Origin of the sequence: Williamsia serinedens (assembly GCF_024171725.1) — a bacterium.
Classification (GTDB): domain Bacteria; phylum Actinomycetota; class Actinomycetes; order Mycobacteriales; family Mycobacteriaceae; genus Williamsia_A; species Williamsia_A serinedens.
The window spans coordinates 682747-699471 of sequence record NZ_JAMTCG010000001.1 but is presented as its reverse complement, the minus strand read 5'-3'; the positions used below and the strand labels follow the sequence as shown (position 1 = coordinate 699471).

Annotated in this window: 10 protein-coding genes; 7 read left to right on the top strand and 3 right to left on the bottom strand. The window is 71.1% G+C overall.

Annotated elements, in window-relative coordinates; translation table 11 throughout:
- Genes recC through recD form a run of 3 tightly spaced genes read left to right on the top strand, consistent with a single transcriptional unit; the run spans position 1 to position 8437 of the window.
- Positions 1–3309, top strand: a complete 3309-nt coding sequence (gene recC / locus LX12_RS03215) for an exodeoxyribonuclease V subunit gamma (RefSeq protein ID WP_253653032.1) — start codon at positions 1–3, stop codon at positions 3307–3309.
- On the top strand, positions 3306–6635 hold the full coding sequence (locus tag LX12_RS03210) for a UvrD-helicase domain-containing protein (protein WP_253653031.1): 3330 nt from the start codon (positions 3306–3308) through the stop codon (positions 6633–6635). Before recC ends, LX12_RS03210 begins: the two co-directional genes overlap by 4 nt.
- Positions 6632–8437 carry an exodeoxyribonuclease V subunit alpha gene (recD, locus tag LX12_RS03205; RefSeq protein ID WP_253653030.1) on the top strand — a complete coding sequence of 602 codons (1806 nt, stop codon included), beginning with the start codon at positions 6632–6634 and terminating at the stop codon, positions 8435–8437. The genes LX12_RS03210 and recD overlap by 4 nt, the downstream gene beginning before the upstream one ends.
- Here recD and LX12_RS03200 read toward each other — a convergent pair.
- The 3 genes from LX12_RS03200 to gad are packed head-to-tail and all read right to left on the bottom strand — an operon-like array spanning position 8434 to position 11453.
- A complete protein-coding gene (locus tag LX12_RS03200) occupies positions 8434–9222 on the bottom strand; it encodes a glycosyltransferase family 2 protein (RefSeq protein WP_253653029.1) in 789 nt (262 codons plus the stop codon). The genes recD and LX12_RS03200 overlap by 4 nt on opposite strands.
- A 28-nt stretch (positions 9223–9250) precedes the next feature.
- On the bottom strand, positions 9251–10018 hold the full coding sequence (locus LX12_RS03195; protein ID WP_253653028.1) for a PIG-L family deacetylase: 768 nt from the start codon (positions 10016–10018) through the stop codon (positions 9251–9253).
- 55 nt (positions 10019–10073) lie between these two features.
- Positions 10074–11453 (bottom strand): glutamate decarboxylase, encoded by a 1380-nt coding sequence (gene gad, locus LX12_RS03190; RefSeq protein ID WP_253653027.1) that lies wholly within the window; start codon positions 11451–11453, stop codon positions 10074–10076.
- 194 nt (positions 11454–11647) lie between these two features.
- On the opposite strand from gad, the gene htpG reads away from it, so the two are divergent.
- The 4 genes from htpG (at position 11648) to LX12_RS03170 (ending at position 16716) form a co-directional block, all read left to right on the top strand.
- Positions 11648–13627, top strand: a complete 1980-nt coding sequence (gene htpG, locus LX12_RS03185) for a molecular chaperone HtpG (RefSeq protein WP_253653026.1) — start codon at positions 11648–11650, stop codon at positions 13625–13627.
- Positions 13628–13700: 73 nt separating this feature from the next.
- Complete coding sequence (locus LX12_RS03180) at positions 13701–14978, top strand: ammonium transporter (RefSeq protein ID WP_253653175.1); 1278 nt, start codon at positions 13701–13703, stop codon at positions 14976–14978.
- Between the two features lie 319 nt (positions 14979–15297).
- Positions 15298–16005 carry an MspA family porin gene (locus LX12_RS03175; RefSeq protein ID WP_253653025.1) on the top strand — a complete coding sequence of 236 codons (708 nt, stop codon included), beginning with the start codon at positions 15298–15300 and terminating at the stop codon, positions 16003–16005.
- Between the two features lie 51 nt (positions 16006–16056).
- Entirely contained in the window at positions 16057–16716 is a 660-nt protein-coding gene (locus LX12_RS03170; protein ID WP_253653024.1) for an MspA family porin, read from the top strand.
- Positions 16717–16725: the final 9 nt, after the last annotated feature.

The window sequence follows — 16725 nt, the reverse complement described above, 5'->3', positions numbered from 1 at the left end:
GTGTTCACGCTGCACCGATCGCCCCGCACCGACGTCCTCGCGGACGCGCTCGCGGGCATCCTCGTGCAGCCCCTCATCGACCCGTTCGCCGCGGAGGTGGTCGCGGTGCCCGCGAAGGGTGTCGAGCGGTGGCTGGCGCAGCGCCTCGCCCTGACGCTCGGCGCGACACCCGGTGCCGACGACGGTGTCGCGGCCAACATCGACTTCCGGTCCGCCTCCGATCTCGTCGACGGGGTGCTGTCCGGCGTCCGCGGTCATCGCATGGTCGAGGACCCGTGGGCGACTGCCCGGGTGCGCTGGCACCTGCTCGACGTCGTCGACGAGTGCGCAGGACTGCCCGGGTGTGCGGTCCTCGCCCGACATCTCGGCGTCGACGGACCGACCGTCGACGCGCATCGCGCGGGCCGCCGGTGGGCCACCGCCGGCCACCTCACCCGCCTGTTCCGCGCCTATGCGGCGTCCCGCCCCGCGATGCTGTCCGCCTGGACCCGGGGTGACGACATCGACGGCGTCACCGACGACGACGGGTCACCGCGCCCGGTCGACGACGACCTGCTGTGGCAGCCGGTGGTGTGGCGCGCCCTGCGCGACCGGATCGGCACCCCGTCACCCGCCGAGATGCTCGACGACCTCTGCGCCCGCATCCGGCAGGACCCCACGTCGGTCGACCTGCCCGCGCGCGTCGCGCTGTTCGGACCGACCCGCCTGACCACGCAGCAGCTCGCAGTGCTGTCGGCGGTGGCCGCGCACCGGGACGTGCACGTCTTCCTGCCGCATCCGTCCGACGCGCTCTGGCGGTCGGAGGTCGCCGGGGGAGCCGTCCGTCGGCGCGACCTGCGGCGTGCGCTCTCCCCACATCCGTTGGTGGCCAGTCTCTCCCGCGAGGTCCGCGAGACACGCCACCGCCTCGGGGCCGTCGTCGACGACGACCTGCACCACCCGCTCCCGTCCGAGCGGCCGGCGACCCTGCTCGGGCGCCTCCAGTCCGGCATCGAGGCCGACGAACCCCCGTCGTCGGGCTCGGCTGTCGCCGACGGGACCGTCACCGTCCACGCCTGCCACGGACCCGCCCGGCAGGTCGAGGTCGCGCGTGACGTCATCGTGCGCATGTTCGCCGACGACCCCACGCTCACCCCGCGCGACGTCGTGGTGATGTGCCCCGACATCGAGCTGTTCGCGCCACTCGTCGCCGCGTCGTTCGGCCAGGACGCCACCACCCATCCCGCGCACCGGTTGCGGGTCCGCCTCGCCGACCGCGGGCTGACGGCGACCAACGCCGTGCTCGACACCGTCGTCGCCGTCCACGCCCTGGCCGGATCGCGCATCACCGCCGGCGACGTCGCCGACCTCGCGGCGCGCGAACCCGTCGCGCGCCGATTCGGTCTGGACGACGACGCACTGGAGCGCATCGACGACTGGCTCGTCCGCGCGGGCGTGCGATGGGGACTGGGGGAGCCGCAACGCAGGGCGTTCGGGCTGGGCGGGTTCCCGCAGAACACGATGGAGACCGGCATCGACCGCCTGGCACTCGGTGTGGTCGCCGACGAGCTCGACGGCTGGATCGACCGCGCCCTGCCGCTGGCCGATATCGAGAGCGCCGACGTCGATCTCGTCGGCCGCTTCGTCGATCTCGTCGACCGCCTCGAGCGGTGCGTCGGAGACCTCAGCGGCGTCCACACCAACGACGAGTGGCGCGACGCGCTCATCCGGGTCGTCACCGATCTCACCGAGAGCGACCGGACGGAGGCGTGGCAGACGGCCCGCGCGATCGCCGAGATCGACGCCGCGTTCGACCACGGCGGGACGCTCACCCTCCGCCGCGCCGACGTCACCTCCCTGCTCGACGAGATGGTCGCCGCGCGGCCCACCCGCGCCAACTTCCGCACCGGCGAACTCACGGTCTGCTCGATGGTGCCCATGCGGTCGGTGCCGCACCGCGCCGTCGTCCTGCTCGGACTCGACGACGACACCTACCCGCGGGCGACCCGCGCCGACGGCGACGACGTCCTGGGCCGCGATCCGGTCGTCGGGGAACGTGATCCGCGCGCGGAGGACCGCCAGCTGCTGATGGACACGATCATGTCCGCCACCGACCGACTGGCCGTGTGCTTCACCGGGACCGACCCGGTGTCCGGCCTGCGCAGGCCGCCGTCGGTCCCGGTGAGCGAACTGCTGGACACGCTGGTCACCCTGACCGGCGCCGACGGTCCGGACGCGATCGTGACGCGCCATCCGCTGCACGCGTTCGACCCCGCGTCGTTCACCACCGAACCCGTCGCCGGTGCGACGGATCCGACGCCCCACCCGTTCTCGTACGACACCGTCGCCCTCGCCGGTGCCCGGGCGTTGCTCGGGCCGTCGTCGGGCACGCTGGCGTTCGATCGCACCCCGATCCCCCTGACCGACGAGATGGCCCATGCCGACGTCGATCTCGGCGATCTCGTCGCCTTCCTGGAGCACCCGACCCGCGGTTTCCTGCGGCAGCGACTGCACACCGGCGTCCCCGAGGCCGAGGACGTCCTCCCGGACGCGATGTCCGCCGACCTCGACTCCCTCGAGCGATGGGGCATCGGCGACCGCATCCTCTCGCGCAGGCTCGACGGCATCGACCTCACGACGCTGCGTGCCGTCGAGTTGCGGCGGGGTGTGTTGCCGCCCTTCGACTTCGGTCTGCGTGCTCTCGACGACATCGTCGACGTGGTCGACCGCATCGTGGGTGCCGCCGGGCCCGAGGCACTCACCCCGCGCGTCACCGTCGACGTCGACGTGACGTTGCCCGACGGGCGACGCGTCACCGGCACCGTGGACTCGCTGCGCCACACCGACACCGGACTGCGGACGGTCACCGCGTCGTTCTCGCGACTCTCCGCCAAGCGCCGCGTCGCGGCCTGGGCGACCCTGCTGGCCACCGCCGCATCGGTTCCCGGGATCGTCGGGGCCCGGACCGTGGGTCGAGGGCGAGGAACCGCGATCGCCGTCGCGGACCTGACCGTCCCCGACGATCCCATCGCCCTCCTCGCCGGCCTCGTCGCCCTGCGTGATCGGGGCCTGCAGGCGCCGTTGCCGGCACCCGTCTCGGCGACCGCCGCCTACGCCGAGCGTCGCGGACGCGGCGTCGACCACGAACCGGCGCTGGACGCCGCCCGCGCCGACTACGAGAGCCGGTTCGGCGAGCACACCGACCGCTTCGAGCAGTTCGTCTTCCCTGGCGGGTTCGACGAGATCGCCGCCTCCGACACCGACCTGCGCGACATCGCCGCCCGCATCTGGCAGCCGCTCACCGCGCACGAGACGACGACGACCCGATGAGCGACCGCACGCACACCGAGGCGCGACCGTTCACGCTCGCCGACCCCCTGCCCACCGGCACCACGGTTCTGGAGGCGTCGGCGGGGACCGGGAAGACCCATGCCATCGTGGCCCTGGCCGCCCGGTACGTGGCCGAGGGCGTCCCGGTCGAGTCGCTGTTGCTGGTGACGTTCAGCCGGATGGCCACCGCCGAGCTGCGGGAACGCACGCGGGAGCGGTTGCGCTCCCTCGCCGTCGGTCTCGCGCACCCGGAGACGTCCGACGACACCCTCGTCGCGGTCGTCGCGGCGGTGGACGCGGCCGAGCTGGCGCTCCGCCGCGAGCGCATCGCCGCCGCTCTCTCCGATTTCGACGCAGCGACGGTGAGCACGACGCACACCTTCTGCTCGCGCATGCTCGACGCGCTCGGCGTCGCCGGCGACCGCGAGGAGGGGCTTACCCTGGTCGAGGAGGTCGACGACCTCGTGAACGAGGTCGCCGGTGACGTGCACCTGAAGTGGTTCGCGAACAGCCCGCCGCCGTTCCCCGCCGACACCGCCCGCACCATCGCGCGCGCCGCGGTGCGTCAGGCCGCGGCGCGCATCGTCCCCGACGACGCCGCGGACGACACGCCCGAGGCGCTGCGCGTGCGGTTCGTCGAGACCGTCCGCCGAGAGGTGCAGCGCCGCAAGCGGATGAGCCGGATCCGCGACTACGACGAGCTGCAGTCGCTGCTGCGGGACGTCGTGTGCGATCCGGTCCACGGCGAGGCGGCCTGCGCGCGGATCCGCCGTCACTTCCGGGCCGTTCTCGTCGACGAGTTCCAGGACACCGACCCGGTGCAGTGGGAGATCCTGCGCCGGTGCTTCCACGGACATGTCGCGTTGACGCTCGTCGGCGACCCGAAGCAGTCGATCTACAAGTTCCGGGGTGCCGAGGTGCTGGCCTACCTCGACGCCTCCCGCGTCGCCGACCAGAACCGCCGCCTCACGACGAACTGGCGCACCGACGCCGCCCTGGTGTCCGCACTCGACCACCTCTACGGCGGCGCCCAGCTCGGACACCCCGACATCGTCGTGCGCGGCGTCGACGCCCGACACGGCGCCCGCATCGACGGCCTGCCGCCTCTGCGCCTGAAGGTGGTGCGGCGCAGCGGGCACGGGCCGCAGGACTCACGGTCCGGGCTGCCGAAGCTCGACGCCCTCCGCCGATCCGTGGTGACCGACGTCGCCGACGACATCGCCGCCCTTCTCGCGGACCCCCCGACGCTGTCGACGCCCGACGGGGAGCGCCCGGTGCGCCCCTCCGACATCGCCGTGCTGGTGCGCACACGCAAGGTGATCGAGCCGCTGCAGACAGCGCTGCGTGACCACGGCGTCGCGTCCGTGGTCGGTGCGGGGGTCAGCGTCTTCTCCACCGACGCCGCGCGCGACTGGTTCCACCTCCTCCGGGCGCTCGAGCAGCCGACGCGCGCCGACCGGGTGGCCCTCGCCGCGCTCACGCCGCTGCTGGGGTGGTCGCCGGCCGACATCGCCGCCGCCGACGGCCCCCCGGACGCGGCGTCCGATCTCGTCGCCGACCTCGCCGAGACCGTGGAACGGTCGGGGTTCGCCGCGATGGTGGAGCGTCTGACGCTGCGCCGCGACCTCTACGCCCGCGTGCTGTCCACCCACGACGGCGAACGCGCGATGACCGACCACCTCCACCTGGCGTCGCTGTGCCACCGGCACATGGTCACCGAGCGCGCCGGGCTCCCCGGGCTGGTGCGCTGGTTCTCCGAACGGCGGGAGGACCCGACCGTGGGTGACCAGGCCGAGCAGAGCCGGCGGCTCGACCGCGACGCCCACGCGGTGACGATCATGACCGTCCACGGCAGCAAGGGGCTGGAGTTCCCGATCGTGCACGTGCCGTTCGGGTGGGACTCGGCGAGGATGCCGTCGCCGCAGACGCTGGAGTTCCACGACGAGCAGAACCGTCGTGTCCTGGACGTCGGCGGACCCGAGGCGCCCGGGTACCCGCGGCGCCGGTCGGCCGCCGAGGCCGAGGACTCGGGGGAGGAGTTGCGGCTCTTCTACGTCGCGGTCACCCGGGCGCGATCGGCGGTGACGCTGTGGTGGGCGCCCGGGTCCTCGGTGCGACAGTCGCCGCTGCACCGCCTCCTGTTCGCGCGGCCGTCGCGCGCCGTGACCGGTCCCGACCCGGCGGCGTCGGCGCAGATCCCGACCGACGCCGAGGCGATCGACCACCTCACCGACTGGGCGGCGCGGTCACCGGCCCCGATCGTCGTGTCCCAGGGCGCATCCGGGTCGTCGGACACCGTCGTCGACGACGACACCGGGACCGACCGACCCGTCACACTGCGCGCCGCCCACCTCGATCGCACGATCGACGCCGGGTGGCGACGGACTTCCTACACGGCCCTCGTCGCCGCCGCCCACGACGCGGCTCCCGGTGTCACCTCCGAGCCGGACCCGCTGACGGTCGAGGACGAACCGACCGAGGCGGACCTCGACGACGACCAGCCCGCCGAGTCCGACGGCGCCGCCGCCGATCTCGTGCTGCCGTCGCCGATGAACGGACTGCCCTTCGGCGCGGCGTTCGGAACCCTGGTGCACGCGGTGCTCGAGACCGTCGACGTGGACGCACCCGACATCCGCGCCGAGCTGGCACGCTGCGCGGCACCGGCGGTCGCCGCGGCCGGCCTCGATCTCGACCTCGGCCACCTCGTCGACGCGCTGCACGCCGTCGTCTCGACACCACTGCACCTCCCGGGCGCCGGCGACCTCCGACTGCTCGACGTCCCCCTGCGTCGTCGTCTCGCCGAGGTCGACTTCGAGTTCCCGCTGTCGGCGGACGATGGTGCCGTCGAGGCGATCGCAGGCCTGATGGAACGGCACCTCGCGCACAACGATCCGATGCGGGCCTACGCCGGGGTGCTGCGCGAACTCGGTGACCCCGAGCTCCGGGGATTCCTCACCGGCAGCATCGACGGCGTCCTCGGCGTCGGCGACGGCGCGGACACGCGCTACCTCGTCGTCGACTACAAGACCAACCGGATGGGCCCGGGGGACCTGTCGGCGCTCGACTACGACCAGCCCTCGATGACCGCGGAGATGATCCGGTCGCACTACCCCCTCCAGGCCATGCTGTACGCGGTGGCGCTGTACCGCTACCTGCGGTGGCGTCTGGCCGATGGTCAGGCGCAGCGGCGTCTCGGCCCGGTGCACTACCTGTTCGTGCGGGGGATGGCGGGGCCCGAGACGCCACCGGGGATCGGCGTCGTGCGGTGGGATCTGCCCGGCGACCTCGTCGTGGCGCTGTCGGATCTGCTGGGAGGACGTGGATGACCGCCGAGACGGTGCGATCCTCGCCCGCCACAGACGATCTGGTCGCGACGTTCGCCGACGCCGGCGTGATCGGTGTCGCCGACGTCCAGGTCGCTCGGCGGCTCGTCCGTCTCGTCGGCGGGGTCGCAGCGCCCGTGGAACTGCTCGTGGCGCTGACCGTGCGCGCGCTGCGGGCGGGGTCGGTGTGCGTCGACGTCGCCCGCCTGCGCGACATCCCACCCGACCGGGACGCCCCCGACGGCGTCGATGTCGCGGATCTGCCCTGGCCGGACCCCGCCCCACTCGTCGAGGCCCTGCGCTCGTCCCCGGTGACGAACGCCGGGCCCGGTGGACTCGCCCCGCTGCGCCTCGTGCGCACCGCCGACGACGCGGTCCTGGTCTACCTCGACAAGTACTTCCGGCAGGAGGCGAGGGTCCGCGAGGTTCTCGCCGCCCGCGCCGCGGACCCACCGACGGTCGACCAGAGCGCCGTCGACGCCGCGGTCCGCGCTCTGTTCCCCGACGACGGCGCGGACGAGCCGGACCTGCAGGCGCTCGGCGCCCGTACCGCGGCGACCCACCGCACGACGGTGCTCGCGGGCGGTCCGGGCACGGGCAAGACACACACCGTCGCGCGCATCATCGCGCTGCTCGAGGGAATCGACGGGCCGGGCCTGCGGGTCGGACTCTGCGCCCCGACCGGACGGGCGGCCGCGGCCCTGCAGGCCGCCGTCAGCGGGCAGGCCGACCTGCGTCTCCCGCCGGTGCGCGCGGTGACGATCAACCGGCTGCTCGGGCCCCTGCCCGATGGTCGACGATTCCGGCACTCCGCGGCGCACCGGCTTCCCCACGACGTCGTCATCGTCGACGAGGCGTCGATGGTGTCGCTGACGATGATGTTCCGACTGCTCGACGCGGTGCGCCCGTCGGCGCGGCTGATCCTCGTGGGCGACCCCGATCAACTGGCCTCGGTCGACGCCGGGGCCGTCCTGGCCGACCTCGTCCACAGCGTCGGATCGGGCGACACGGGGACGTCGGGCGCGGTGGTGTCGCTGCGACGGCGCCGACGTTTCGGCGGGCGGATCGGTGCGCTCGCCGACGCGGTCCGCGACGGCGACGCCGACGCCGTCGTCGAGCAGCTGGCGGAGGGTCGGGACGGCGCCGCCGAGGCGGAGGTTCGCCTCGTCACCGAGAGCGACGCCGGTACCGCCGGTGTCCTGGCCGCGACCACCCGATGGGTGCGTGCGATGACGGCAGCGGCCCATGTGGGCGACGCCGTCGGCGCTCTCGCGGCGCTCGACAGCCACCGCGTGCTGTGCGCGCACCGTCGGGGACCGGCGGGTGTCGCCCCCTGGCAGAGCGTCGTCGCGCGCGCTGCCGGAGTCGACGACAACCCCGCGCGTCCGTGGTACGCCGGGCGACCGGTCCTGCTGACCGAGACCGATCGTCGTGCCGGACTGCACAACGGCGACACCGGCGTGGTGGTGACGGTCGACGGGGAACCGATGGTCGCGTTCCCCGGTGTGGGGCCGGGTGACGGACCGCGGCTGGTCCGGCCTCGGACCCTGCGCGGTGTCGTGTCGGCGTACGCGACCACCATCCACCGCAGCCAGGGCAGCCAGTACGGCGCGGTCACCGTCGTCATCCCGCCGGGACGGTCGGCACTGCTGACGAGGGAACTGCTCTACACCGCGATCACGCGGGCGGTGGACTCCGTCACCCTGGTGGGCGCCGCCGACGACCTCCGTGCCGGTGTCGCGAGGAAGGTGCTGCGCGCCAGTGGCCTCCGGACTGATCTGGAGGTGCTGGAGGACCGCGGCTAGCCGGGCGGCCGGGTCATCCGGTCGGGTCGGTTCCTCTCCCCGGTCCCGTCCCCGTCGCGGTGGTCCTCGTACGCGGTGACGAGCTCGCTCAGCCCGGCCGAGCGGTACTTCTCGATCTCCCGATCGAGGTGTCCGTACCGCGCCGCGTAGTACGGACCCGACGCGTGGAAGCAGACGTGGTCACGGATGACGCCGTGCTTCTTGCGCAGGTACGTCGCGAAGACGGTCGAGAGCATGCCGTCCTCACCGCTCGCCATCGACACCGTGCGCCGTCGGATCAGCGGTCTGAGCAGGGTGTGGTGACGGCGCCGGAAGCAGGCGCACCACCCGCCGGCCGGTCCGCGCTCGACGGTCAGGTCGCCTCGGACATCGAGTGTGTACGCGTCCGCCGGCGGCTTCGCACCGTCGGTGTGTTCGTTCTGCACCACGTTCAGGCACAGGAATCCGTAGTCGGTGAAGGCCGTCATGTAGCGGTCGAAGATCGCGTCGAGGCCGTGGGGGAACTCGAGGACGTCGTCGTCGACCACGACGACGTACTTCCCCCGGGCGGCCGCGAACAGCCGGTGATACGCCTGCAGGCCCTCGTTCTCCGCGAGGGTGGTGACCCGGAGGTTCTGCTCACCCGCGTACCGGGCCAGGACCTCCTTCGTCGCGGCGTCGGACCCGTTGTCGACGACGAGGATCTCGCACCGCTCCCGGTCGGCGATGGCCGACAGCAGGCTGGTGAGGCACGCGTCCAGGAAGGTGGGACGGTTCCACGTCAGCATGACGAAGCTGAAGTCCATGCGCGGAGGGTACCGACCGCACAGATGTCTAGCCCGGCTCGACCACCAGTGCACACCCGCCGGGGACCAGGTCGCGTCGCAGGTAGTACTCGACGCGCAGCAGCCGACGGCGGGTCTCCTCGTCGAGTGCGAGAAGCGCTTTGAGCGCGGTGCTGCGGTCCATCTCGGATCGGTGTTCGACGATCGCCGACCACTTGCGATCGACCCAGTCGGCGACGTCCACCGACAGGTCGATGTCCTCGTCGGGCGTCCCCGCGGGCGGGGCGTCGGGGTCGGTGCCGATGCGCCGGCGGATGGCCTCCATCGTCGACGTCGGCACGGTGGTGAGATACGCCGACCGCACCTGCCAGGCGAGTCCGGCGTCGGGGTAGATCGACGACGTCGCCGCGGCGTCGACGGCGGCGAGGGTGACGCGGTTGGTGCGGATGTGGTCGGGGTGCCCGTACACGCCGTAGGCGTCGTATGTCACCACGACGTCCGGCCGGTGGGTGCGGATCGCGCCGGCGACCTGCATGACCACGACGTCGAAGTCTGCGTCGCAGAGGCGGGGGGCGCCGGGCGCCGAGTCGGCGAACCCACGGTCGGCGTATCCCAGCGCGGTCGCGGGCGGAGCCCCGAGCGCCGCGAGCGCGCGCTGCAGCTCCGCGTGACGCTTCGTCCCGTCCGCCCAGGTCAGGCACAGCGTCGACAGCGTCGCGCCGGCGTCCGCGAGGCGCGCGATGGTGCCGCCCGTCCACAGCGACTCGTCGTCGGGATGGGCGTGGACGAACATCACGGACCCGGGGGGCACGGTCATCCTCCCCAGCGTAGGGGGAGACGCTGCGCGGCCGTGCCGCCGCCGGGGGGCCGGGTCAGTGCGCGAAGTGCTTGCGGCGGGGGAGATGTCCGGTGGTGTGCGCCGTGTGCAGCCCGTCGACCACGGTGCGCAGGTTGTCGGCGAGGTGGCGCGCCATGTCGCCGGAGAACCCCTCCCGGACGACGATGCGCAGCACGGCGACGTCGGTGGCGTCGTCGGGCATCGTGTAGGCCGGCACCTGCCACCCGAACGTCGACAGCCCGCGCGACACGTCGAACACGCTGAACCCGACCTCCGGTGCCGTGGTGAACGTGAGCACCGGGATGCCGCTGCCGTCGGTGACGACCTCGAACACGTCCATCTGCCCGATCTCGTGGGCGAGCCACTGCGCCGTGTCCGCCAGCGTCTGCATGATCTGCCGGTAACCCTCGCGGCCCAGGCGCAGGAAGTTGTAGTACTGCCCGACCACCTGGTTGCCCGGCCGGGAGAAGTTCAGCGTGAACGTCGGCATGTCCCCGCCGAGGTAGTTGACGTGGAACACCAGGTCCTCGGGCAGGTCCTCCGGGGTCCGCCACACGGCGAACCCGATGCCCGGGTAGGTCAGCCCGTACTTGTGGCCGCTGGCGTTGATGGACTTCACGCGGGGCAGCCGGAAGTCCCACTCCAGTTCCGGGTCGAGGAACGGCACCACGAAGCCCCCGCTGGCCGCGTCGACGTGGACGGGGACGTCGGGGCCGCCGGACGACGCGAGCTGGTCGAGCGCGGCGACGATCTCGGCGACGGGCTCGAGCTCGCCGGTGTAGGTGGTGCCCAGGATCGCGACGACGCCGATCGTGTTCTCGTCGACGGCGTCGGTGACCTGCTCGGGCGTGATGACGTAGCGGCCCCGTTCGACGGGGAGGTACTTCGCATCGACGTCGAAGTAGCGGCAGAACTTCTCCCACACCACCTGCACGTTCGACCCCAGCACGAGGTTCGGGGTGCCCGACCCGCGTCCGGCTGCCCGCCACCGCCACTTCAGTGCCAGCCCCGCGAGCATCACGGCCTCGCTCGAGCCGATGGTGGTCACGCCGGTCGCGCTCGACGGGTCGGCGGGATCGAGGTCGGGGGCGTTGAACAGGTCGGCGACCATCGACACGCACCGGGACTCGATCGCCGACGTCGCCGGGTACTCGTCCTTGTCGATCATGTTCTTGTCGAACGTCTCGGCCATCAGCTTCTCGGCCTGCGGATCCATCCACGTCGTCACGAAGGTCGCGAGGTTCATCCGGGAGGCGCCGTCGAACATCATCTCGTCGTGGATGAAGCGGTACGCGGCGTCGGGGTCCATGGAGGACTCCGGCATCCGCAGCGCGGGGATGCGGTCCCGGGAGAGTCGACCGGTGTAGGCGGGCGCGAGGTGGGTGTCGCTGTCGGATCCGGGCGTATCGGTCATGACTTGTCTCCGGTGTGTCGGTGCTGCGCGGGCTCGTCGTACACCGGCTTACACGATCACGGTGACGGCGCGGGGCCGGTCCAGGTGAGGTCGGACGGATCGGTAAAATCCCTGCGCCGGACCGGATGTTCGGTCCGCATGGGCAACAGGGGTGCCGGCAGCCGCCGGCCGAGGTGACACAGGAGACCGCAGCCGTGAACGCTCCCGTCGAAGAACGTGAATTCCAGGCCGAGACCCGCCAGCTGTTGGACCTCATGGTCCACTCGGTCTACTCGAACAAGGACAGCTTCCTGCGGGAGCTCGTCTCCAACGCCTCCGACGCCCTGGACAAGGTGCGGCTCGCCGCGTTCCAGGACAAGGACCTCGAGGTCGACACCTCCGACCTCCACATCACGATCGAGCGTGACGTCGAGAACCGCCGGCTGACCATCCGCGACAACGGCATCGGCATGTCCCGTGAGGACGTCGTCGGCCTCATCGGCACGCTCGCCCGCTCGGGCACCGCCGAGCTGCGGGCCAAGCTGGCCGAGGCGAAGGACGCGGCCGCGTCGGCGGACCTCATCGGCCAGTTCGGCATCGGCTTCTACTCGACGTTCATGGTCGCCGACACCGTCACGCTGGTGACCCGCAAGGCCGGCGAGTCGGAGGGCACGCGGTGGCGGTCGTCGGGTGAGGGCACCTACACGATCGAAGCGGTCGAGGACGCGCCGCAGGGCACGTCGGTCACGCTCGACCTGAAGCCCGTCGACACCGACGACCACCTGTACGACTACGTCTCGGAGAGCAAGATCCGGGAGCTCGTCAAGCGCTACTCCGACTTCATCGCCTGGCCGATCCGGATGGACGTCGAGCGGACGGAGAGGGTGGAGGCTGTCGAGACGGAGTCGGGCGACGGCGACGACGACGCGGAGCCGACCGAGAAGACCGTCGTCGAGACGCAGACGCTCAACTCGATGAAGGCCCTGTGGGCCCGTCCCAAGGACGAGGTCGACGCCGAGGAGTACACGCAGTTCTACCGGCACGTCAGCCACGCGTGGGACGAGCCGCTGGAGACCATCGCGCTGCGCGCGGAGGGGACGTTCGAGTACCAGGCGCTGCTGTTCATCCCGAGCCAGGCGCCGTTCGACCTCTTCATGCGCGAGCGCTCGCACGGCATCCACCTCTACGTGAAGCGCGTGTTCATCATGGACGACTGCGAGGAACTCATCCCCGAGTACCTGCGCTTCGTCAAGGGTGTCGTCGACGCGGCCGACCTGTCGCTCAACGTGTCCCGCGAGATCCTGCAGCAGGACCGACAGATCCGTGCGATCCGTCGTCGGCTCACCAAGAAGGTGCTGTCGACGATCAAGGACATCCGCACCGAACGTCCCGACGACTACACCACGCTGTGGAACCAGTTCGGACGCGCGATCAAGGAAGGTCTGATCGCCGACACCGACAACCGCGACGCGATCCTCGGGATCTCGGCGTTCGAGTCGACCCACGACCCGGAGACGGCGACCTCGCTCGAGGACTACGTCGCGCGGATGAAGCCGAACCAGACCGAGATCTACTACATCACCGGCGAGTCGCGGTCGGCGATGGAGAACTCGCCGCACATGGAGGCGTTCCGCGCCCGCGGCATCGAGGTGCTCCTGCTCGGCGATCCCGTCGACGAGGTGTGGACGGGCAACGTCCCGGACTTCGACGGCAAGCCGCTGCGCTCCATCGCCAAGGGTGAGGTCGACCTCGACGACGACGAGGGCAAGACGCAGGAGGAGAAGGACGCAGCGGAGAAGGAGCGCGCGGAGAAGGAGGAGCAATTCTCCGACCTGACGACGTGGCTGACGGAGACGTTGTCGGACAACGTCTCCCAGACGCGCCTGTCGACGCGCCTCATCGACTCGCCCGCCTGTCTCGTCGGGGACACGTTCAGCTTCTCCCCGCAGCTGGAGAAGCTCTACCGGGCCTCCGGCCAGTTCCTGCCGCCGTCCAAGCGCATCCTGGAGCTCAACCCCGACCATCCGCTGGTGACCGCGCTGCGGGATGCGAGGGCTTCGACGAAGGACGACGAGTCGCTCGCCGACACCGCACGCCTCCTCTACGGGATGGCGGTGATCGCCGAAGGTGGTGAACTCGACGACCCGGCCCACTTCGCGAAGCTCCTCGCCGCCCGCCTGACGGCGACGGTCTGAGCGGGACGGGGGGAGCGACACCGTGGGATACCCGCTGCTCGGCGCACCGGATGCCGCCAACACCGCCTGGGTGATGACCAGCGCCGCACTGGTTCTCGTGATGACGCCGGCCCTGGCGTTCTTCTACGGCGGGATGGTGCGCGCCAAATCGGTCCTCAACATGATGATGATGTGCCTGTCGGCCGTCGGCGTCGTGTGGGTTCTCTGGGTCGTGTTCGGGTATTCGCTGGCGTTCGGTGACGACATCGGTGGCGTCATCGGCAACCCGACGCAGTTCGCCGGCCTGCGCGGATTGGTCACCGGCACGTACCTGGCGACGAACGGTGCGACGGTGTCGATCCCGCTGGTCGGGACGATCCCGGCGGTCGTGTTCGTCATGTTCCAGGCCGGCTTCGCCATGGTCACCGTCGCGCTGATCGCCGGTGCGGTCGCCGACCGGATGAAGTACACGGCATGGCTCGTGTTCGCCGCCCTCTGGGCGACGGTCGTCTACTTCCCGGTCGCGCACTGGGTGTTCGCGCTCGACGGCCTCGCATCCACCCACGGTGGGTGGATCGCGAACCACCTCGGTGCCATCGACTTCGCCGGCGGCACCGCCGTCGAGGTCAACTCGGGCGCGTCGGCGCTGGCGTTGGCGATCGTCGTCGGCAAGCGTCGGGGCTGGCCGCGTGACCCCATGCGGCCACACAACCTCCCCGCCGTCATGCTCGGCGCCGGACTGCTCTGGCTCGGCTGGTTCGGCTTCAACGCCGGGTCGGCGCTCGCGGCCGACGGAACCGCCGCCGTCGCGCTCGTTAACACGCTCGGTGCCGGGGCGGTGTCGCTGCTCAGCTGGCTCGTCGTCGAGAAGATCCGGCACGGCAAGCCGACGTCGTTCGGCGCCGCATCCGGCGTCGTCGCGGGCCTGGTTGCCATCACGCCGTCGTGTTCGTCGGTCACGCCGATCGGGGCGATCCTCATCGGGATCGCCGCCGGGGCCATCAGCTCACTCGCCATCGAGCTGAAATATCGCCTCGGGTACGACGACTCGCTCGACGTCGTCGGTGTCCACCTCGTCGCGGGGATCGTCGGCACCGTGATGATCGGTCTGGTCGCGAGCGCGTCGGCCCCGGCCGGCGTCGACGGCCTCCTCTACGGGGGTGGCGTCGACCAGTTGTGGCGCCAGATCGTCGCCGTACTGGCGGTGGGCCTCTACGCCCTCGTCGCCACCACGGTCATCGCGCTCGTCCTCAAGCGCACGATCGGTGTGCGGTCCGACCCGCAGGACGAACTCGACGGCATCGACGACGCCGAGCACGCCGAGACCGCCTACGACATGCTCATGACCCGCGGCGGACGGCGCGAGCTCTAGTACGTCCGCACGGTACGTGGCGACGCGGTGGGAACGCCGCGATGAACACCGAGTGACTGATCCGCGGTCTCAAATCGTCAGCCGCGCTTACGGTTACGGTTTGACCGCTTTCGTGACCCAGAACGCCATCCGTTCACAGGAAACCGGCAGGCATGTCACCGAAACACGGCCCGTCGTTCACCTGACGTTCGCCTGACCCCGCCACGATTCTGCCGATCGACAACAGCGCAGCGAGCCCCGTGGTCGCGCTGTCGGTTCCGTTCATGTCACGAACACACGCCCCGCTCGGGGGCGGGCAGAGCATCCGAAAGAGGATCAGATGAGCAAGAACTCCACCGCGCTCCGGCGAGCCGGCACGCTGGGGACGATGGCCGTGATCGGCGCCACCGCCGTCGGTCTCGTGTCGCAGGGCGCCGCCAACGCCGACACCTTCGTCAAGCTGCCCAACGGGGCCATCCGCGGCGACGACGGCATCGTCCTGACGCGCAGCAACGAGTTCGCCCAGATCTCGCCCTCGCTCGCGGCGAACGGCGCAGGCCGCACCGCGTGGCTGTCGGCGGACATCACCCTGTACGCCCCGAACCTCAAGGACAAGAAGGCCGGTCCGAACCGCGGCGCACAGTCGGAGAGCAGCTCGACCTCGGGCACCCTCGGCACGAACTCGACCGAGACCAACGGGGCTGCCGCCACGCTGTCGACCGGCTACATCGTGGGTTGCCAGGTGGCCGTCGGAAACCTCACTCTCGGTGGCGGACTGAGCGTCGCGAACATCGGGGCAGCGCTCCCCACGGCCACCCTGAACGGCTCGTTCTCCCTTCCGCTGACCCCGGGTGCGGTGTCGTTCGTGGTCGTCAACTCGAAGAACATCGAGAAGAAGGGCACCTACTACATCTCCTACGACCGCGCGCAGCTGCAGGTCCAGGGATGTGGCGGATACGCCCAGGCTCGCTCGTACTCGGTGGTCGAGACGACCGGTGAGAACCAGCAGAAGGTCACCCTGTACGGCAAGCCGTTCTCCATCGGCTGACCCCTCCATCCACGAACTGCAGACTCACAAGGAAGAATGAACATGTCTCACATGGTTTCTCGCCGCGCACTCGGGGTCGCCGGCACCAGCGCAGCGCTCGCCGCCGCAGCGGCTCTGCTCGCCCAGGGCTCGGCCAACGCCGACGTCTTCGTCAAGCTGCCGGACCAGGTCCAGAGCACCACCCTCCAGGACGGCACCAAGGTGTCGATCGCCCGCACCGGCGAGACCGCGGTCATCGCGCCGTCGCTCGGCGGCACCCCGCTGCACCGCGCAGCGCAGGTCTCCGCGCGATACCAGGTGACCTCGAGCAAGAAGGCGAAGATCCGGATCCAGGCCGGGTACATCGTCGGCTGCCAGGTCAACATCTCCTCGACGACGACCGGGCTCACCGGTACCACGACGGAGAATCTCGCAGGCACCAGTACGGCGACCGGTGCCGGTGCCAACCAGGCGCTCGTCCTCGGGCCGGGTCAGGCGACCCAGTACTTCATCAACCAGGTCGAGAAGGCCGACGACTTCGGTGCACAGCAGTACACGAACAACGTCGACTACGAGGGCACCAAGCTCAAGCTGAGCTACACGGGCTCGCAGCTGCAGCTGACCGGATGTGCCGGGTACGCCCAGGCCCGTTCGATCGCCGTCGTCCGCGTTCGCACCTCGAACGTCGACAAGCAGGTCACGTTCTACGGCAAGCCGTTCAGCATCGGCTGATCGCCGCCC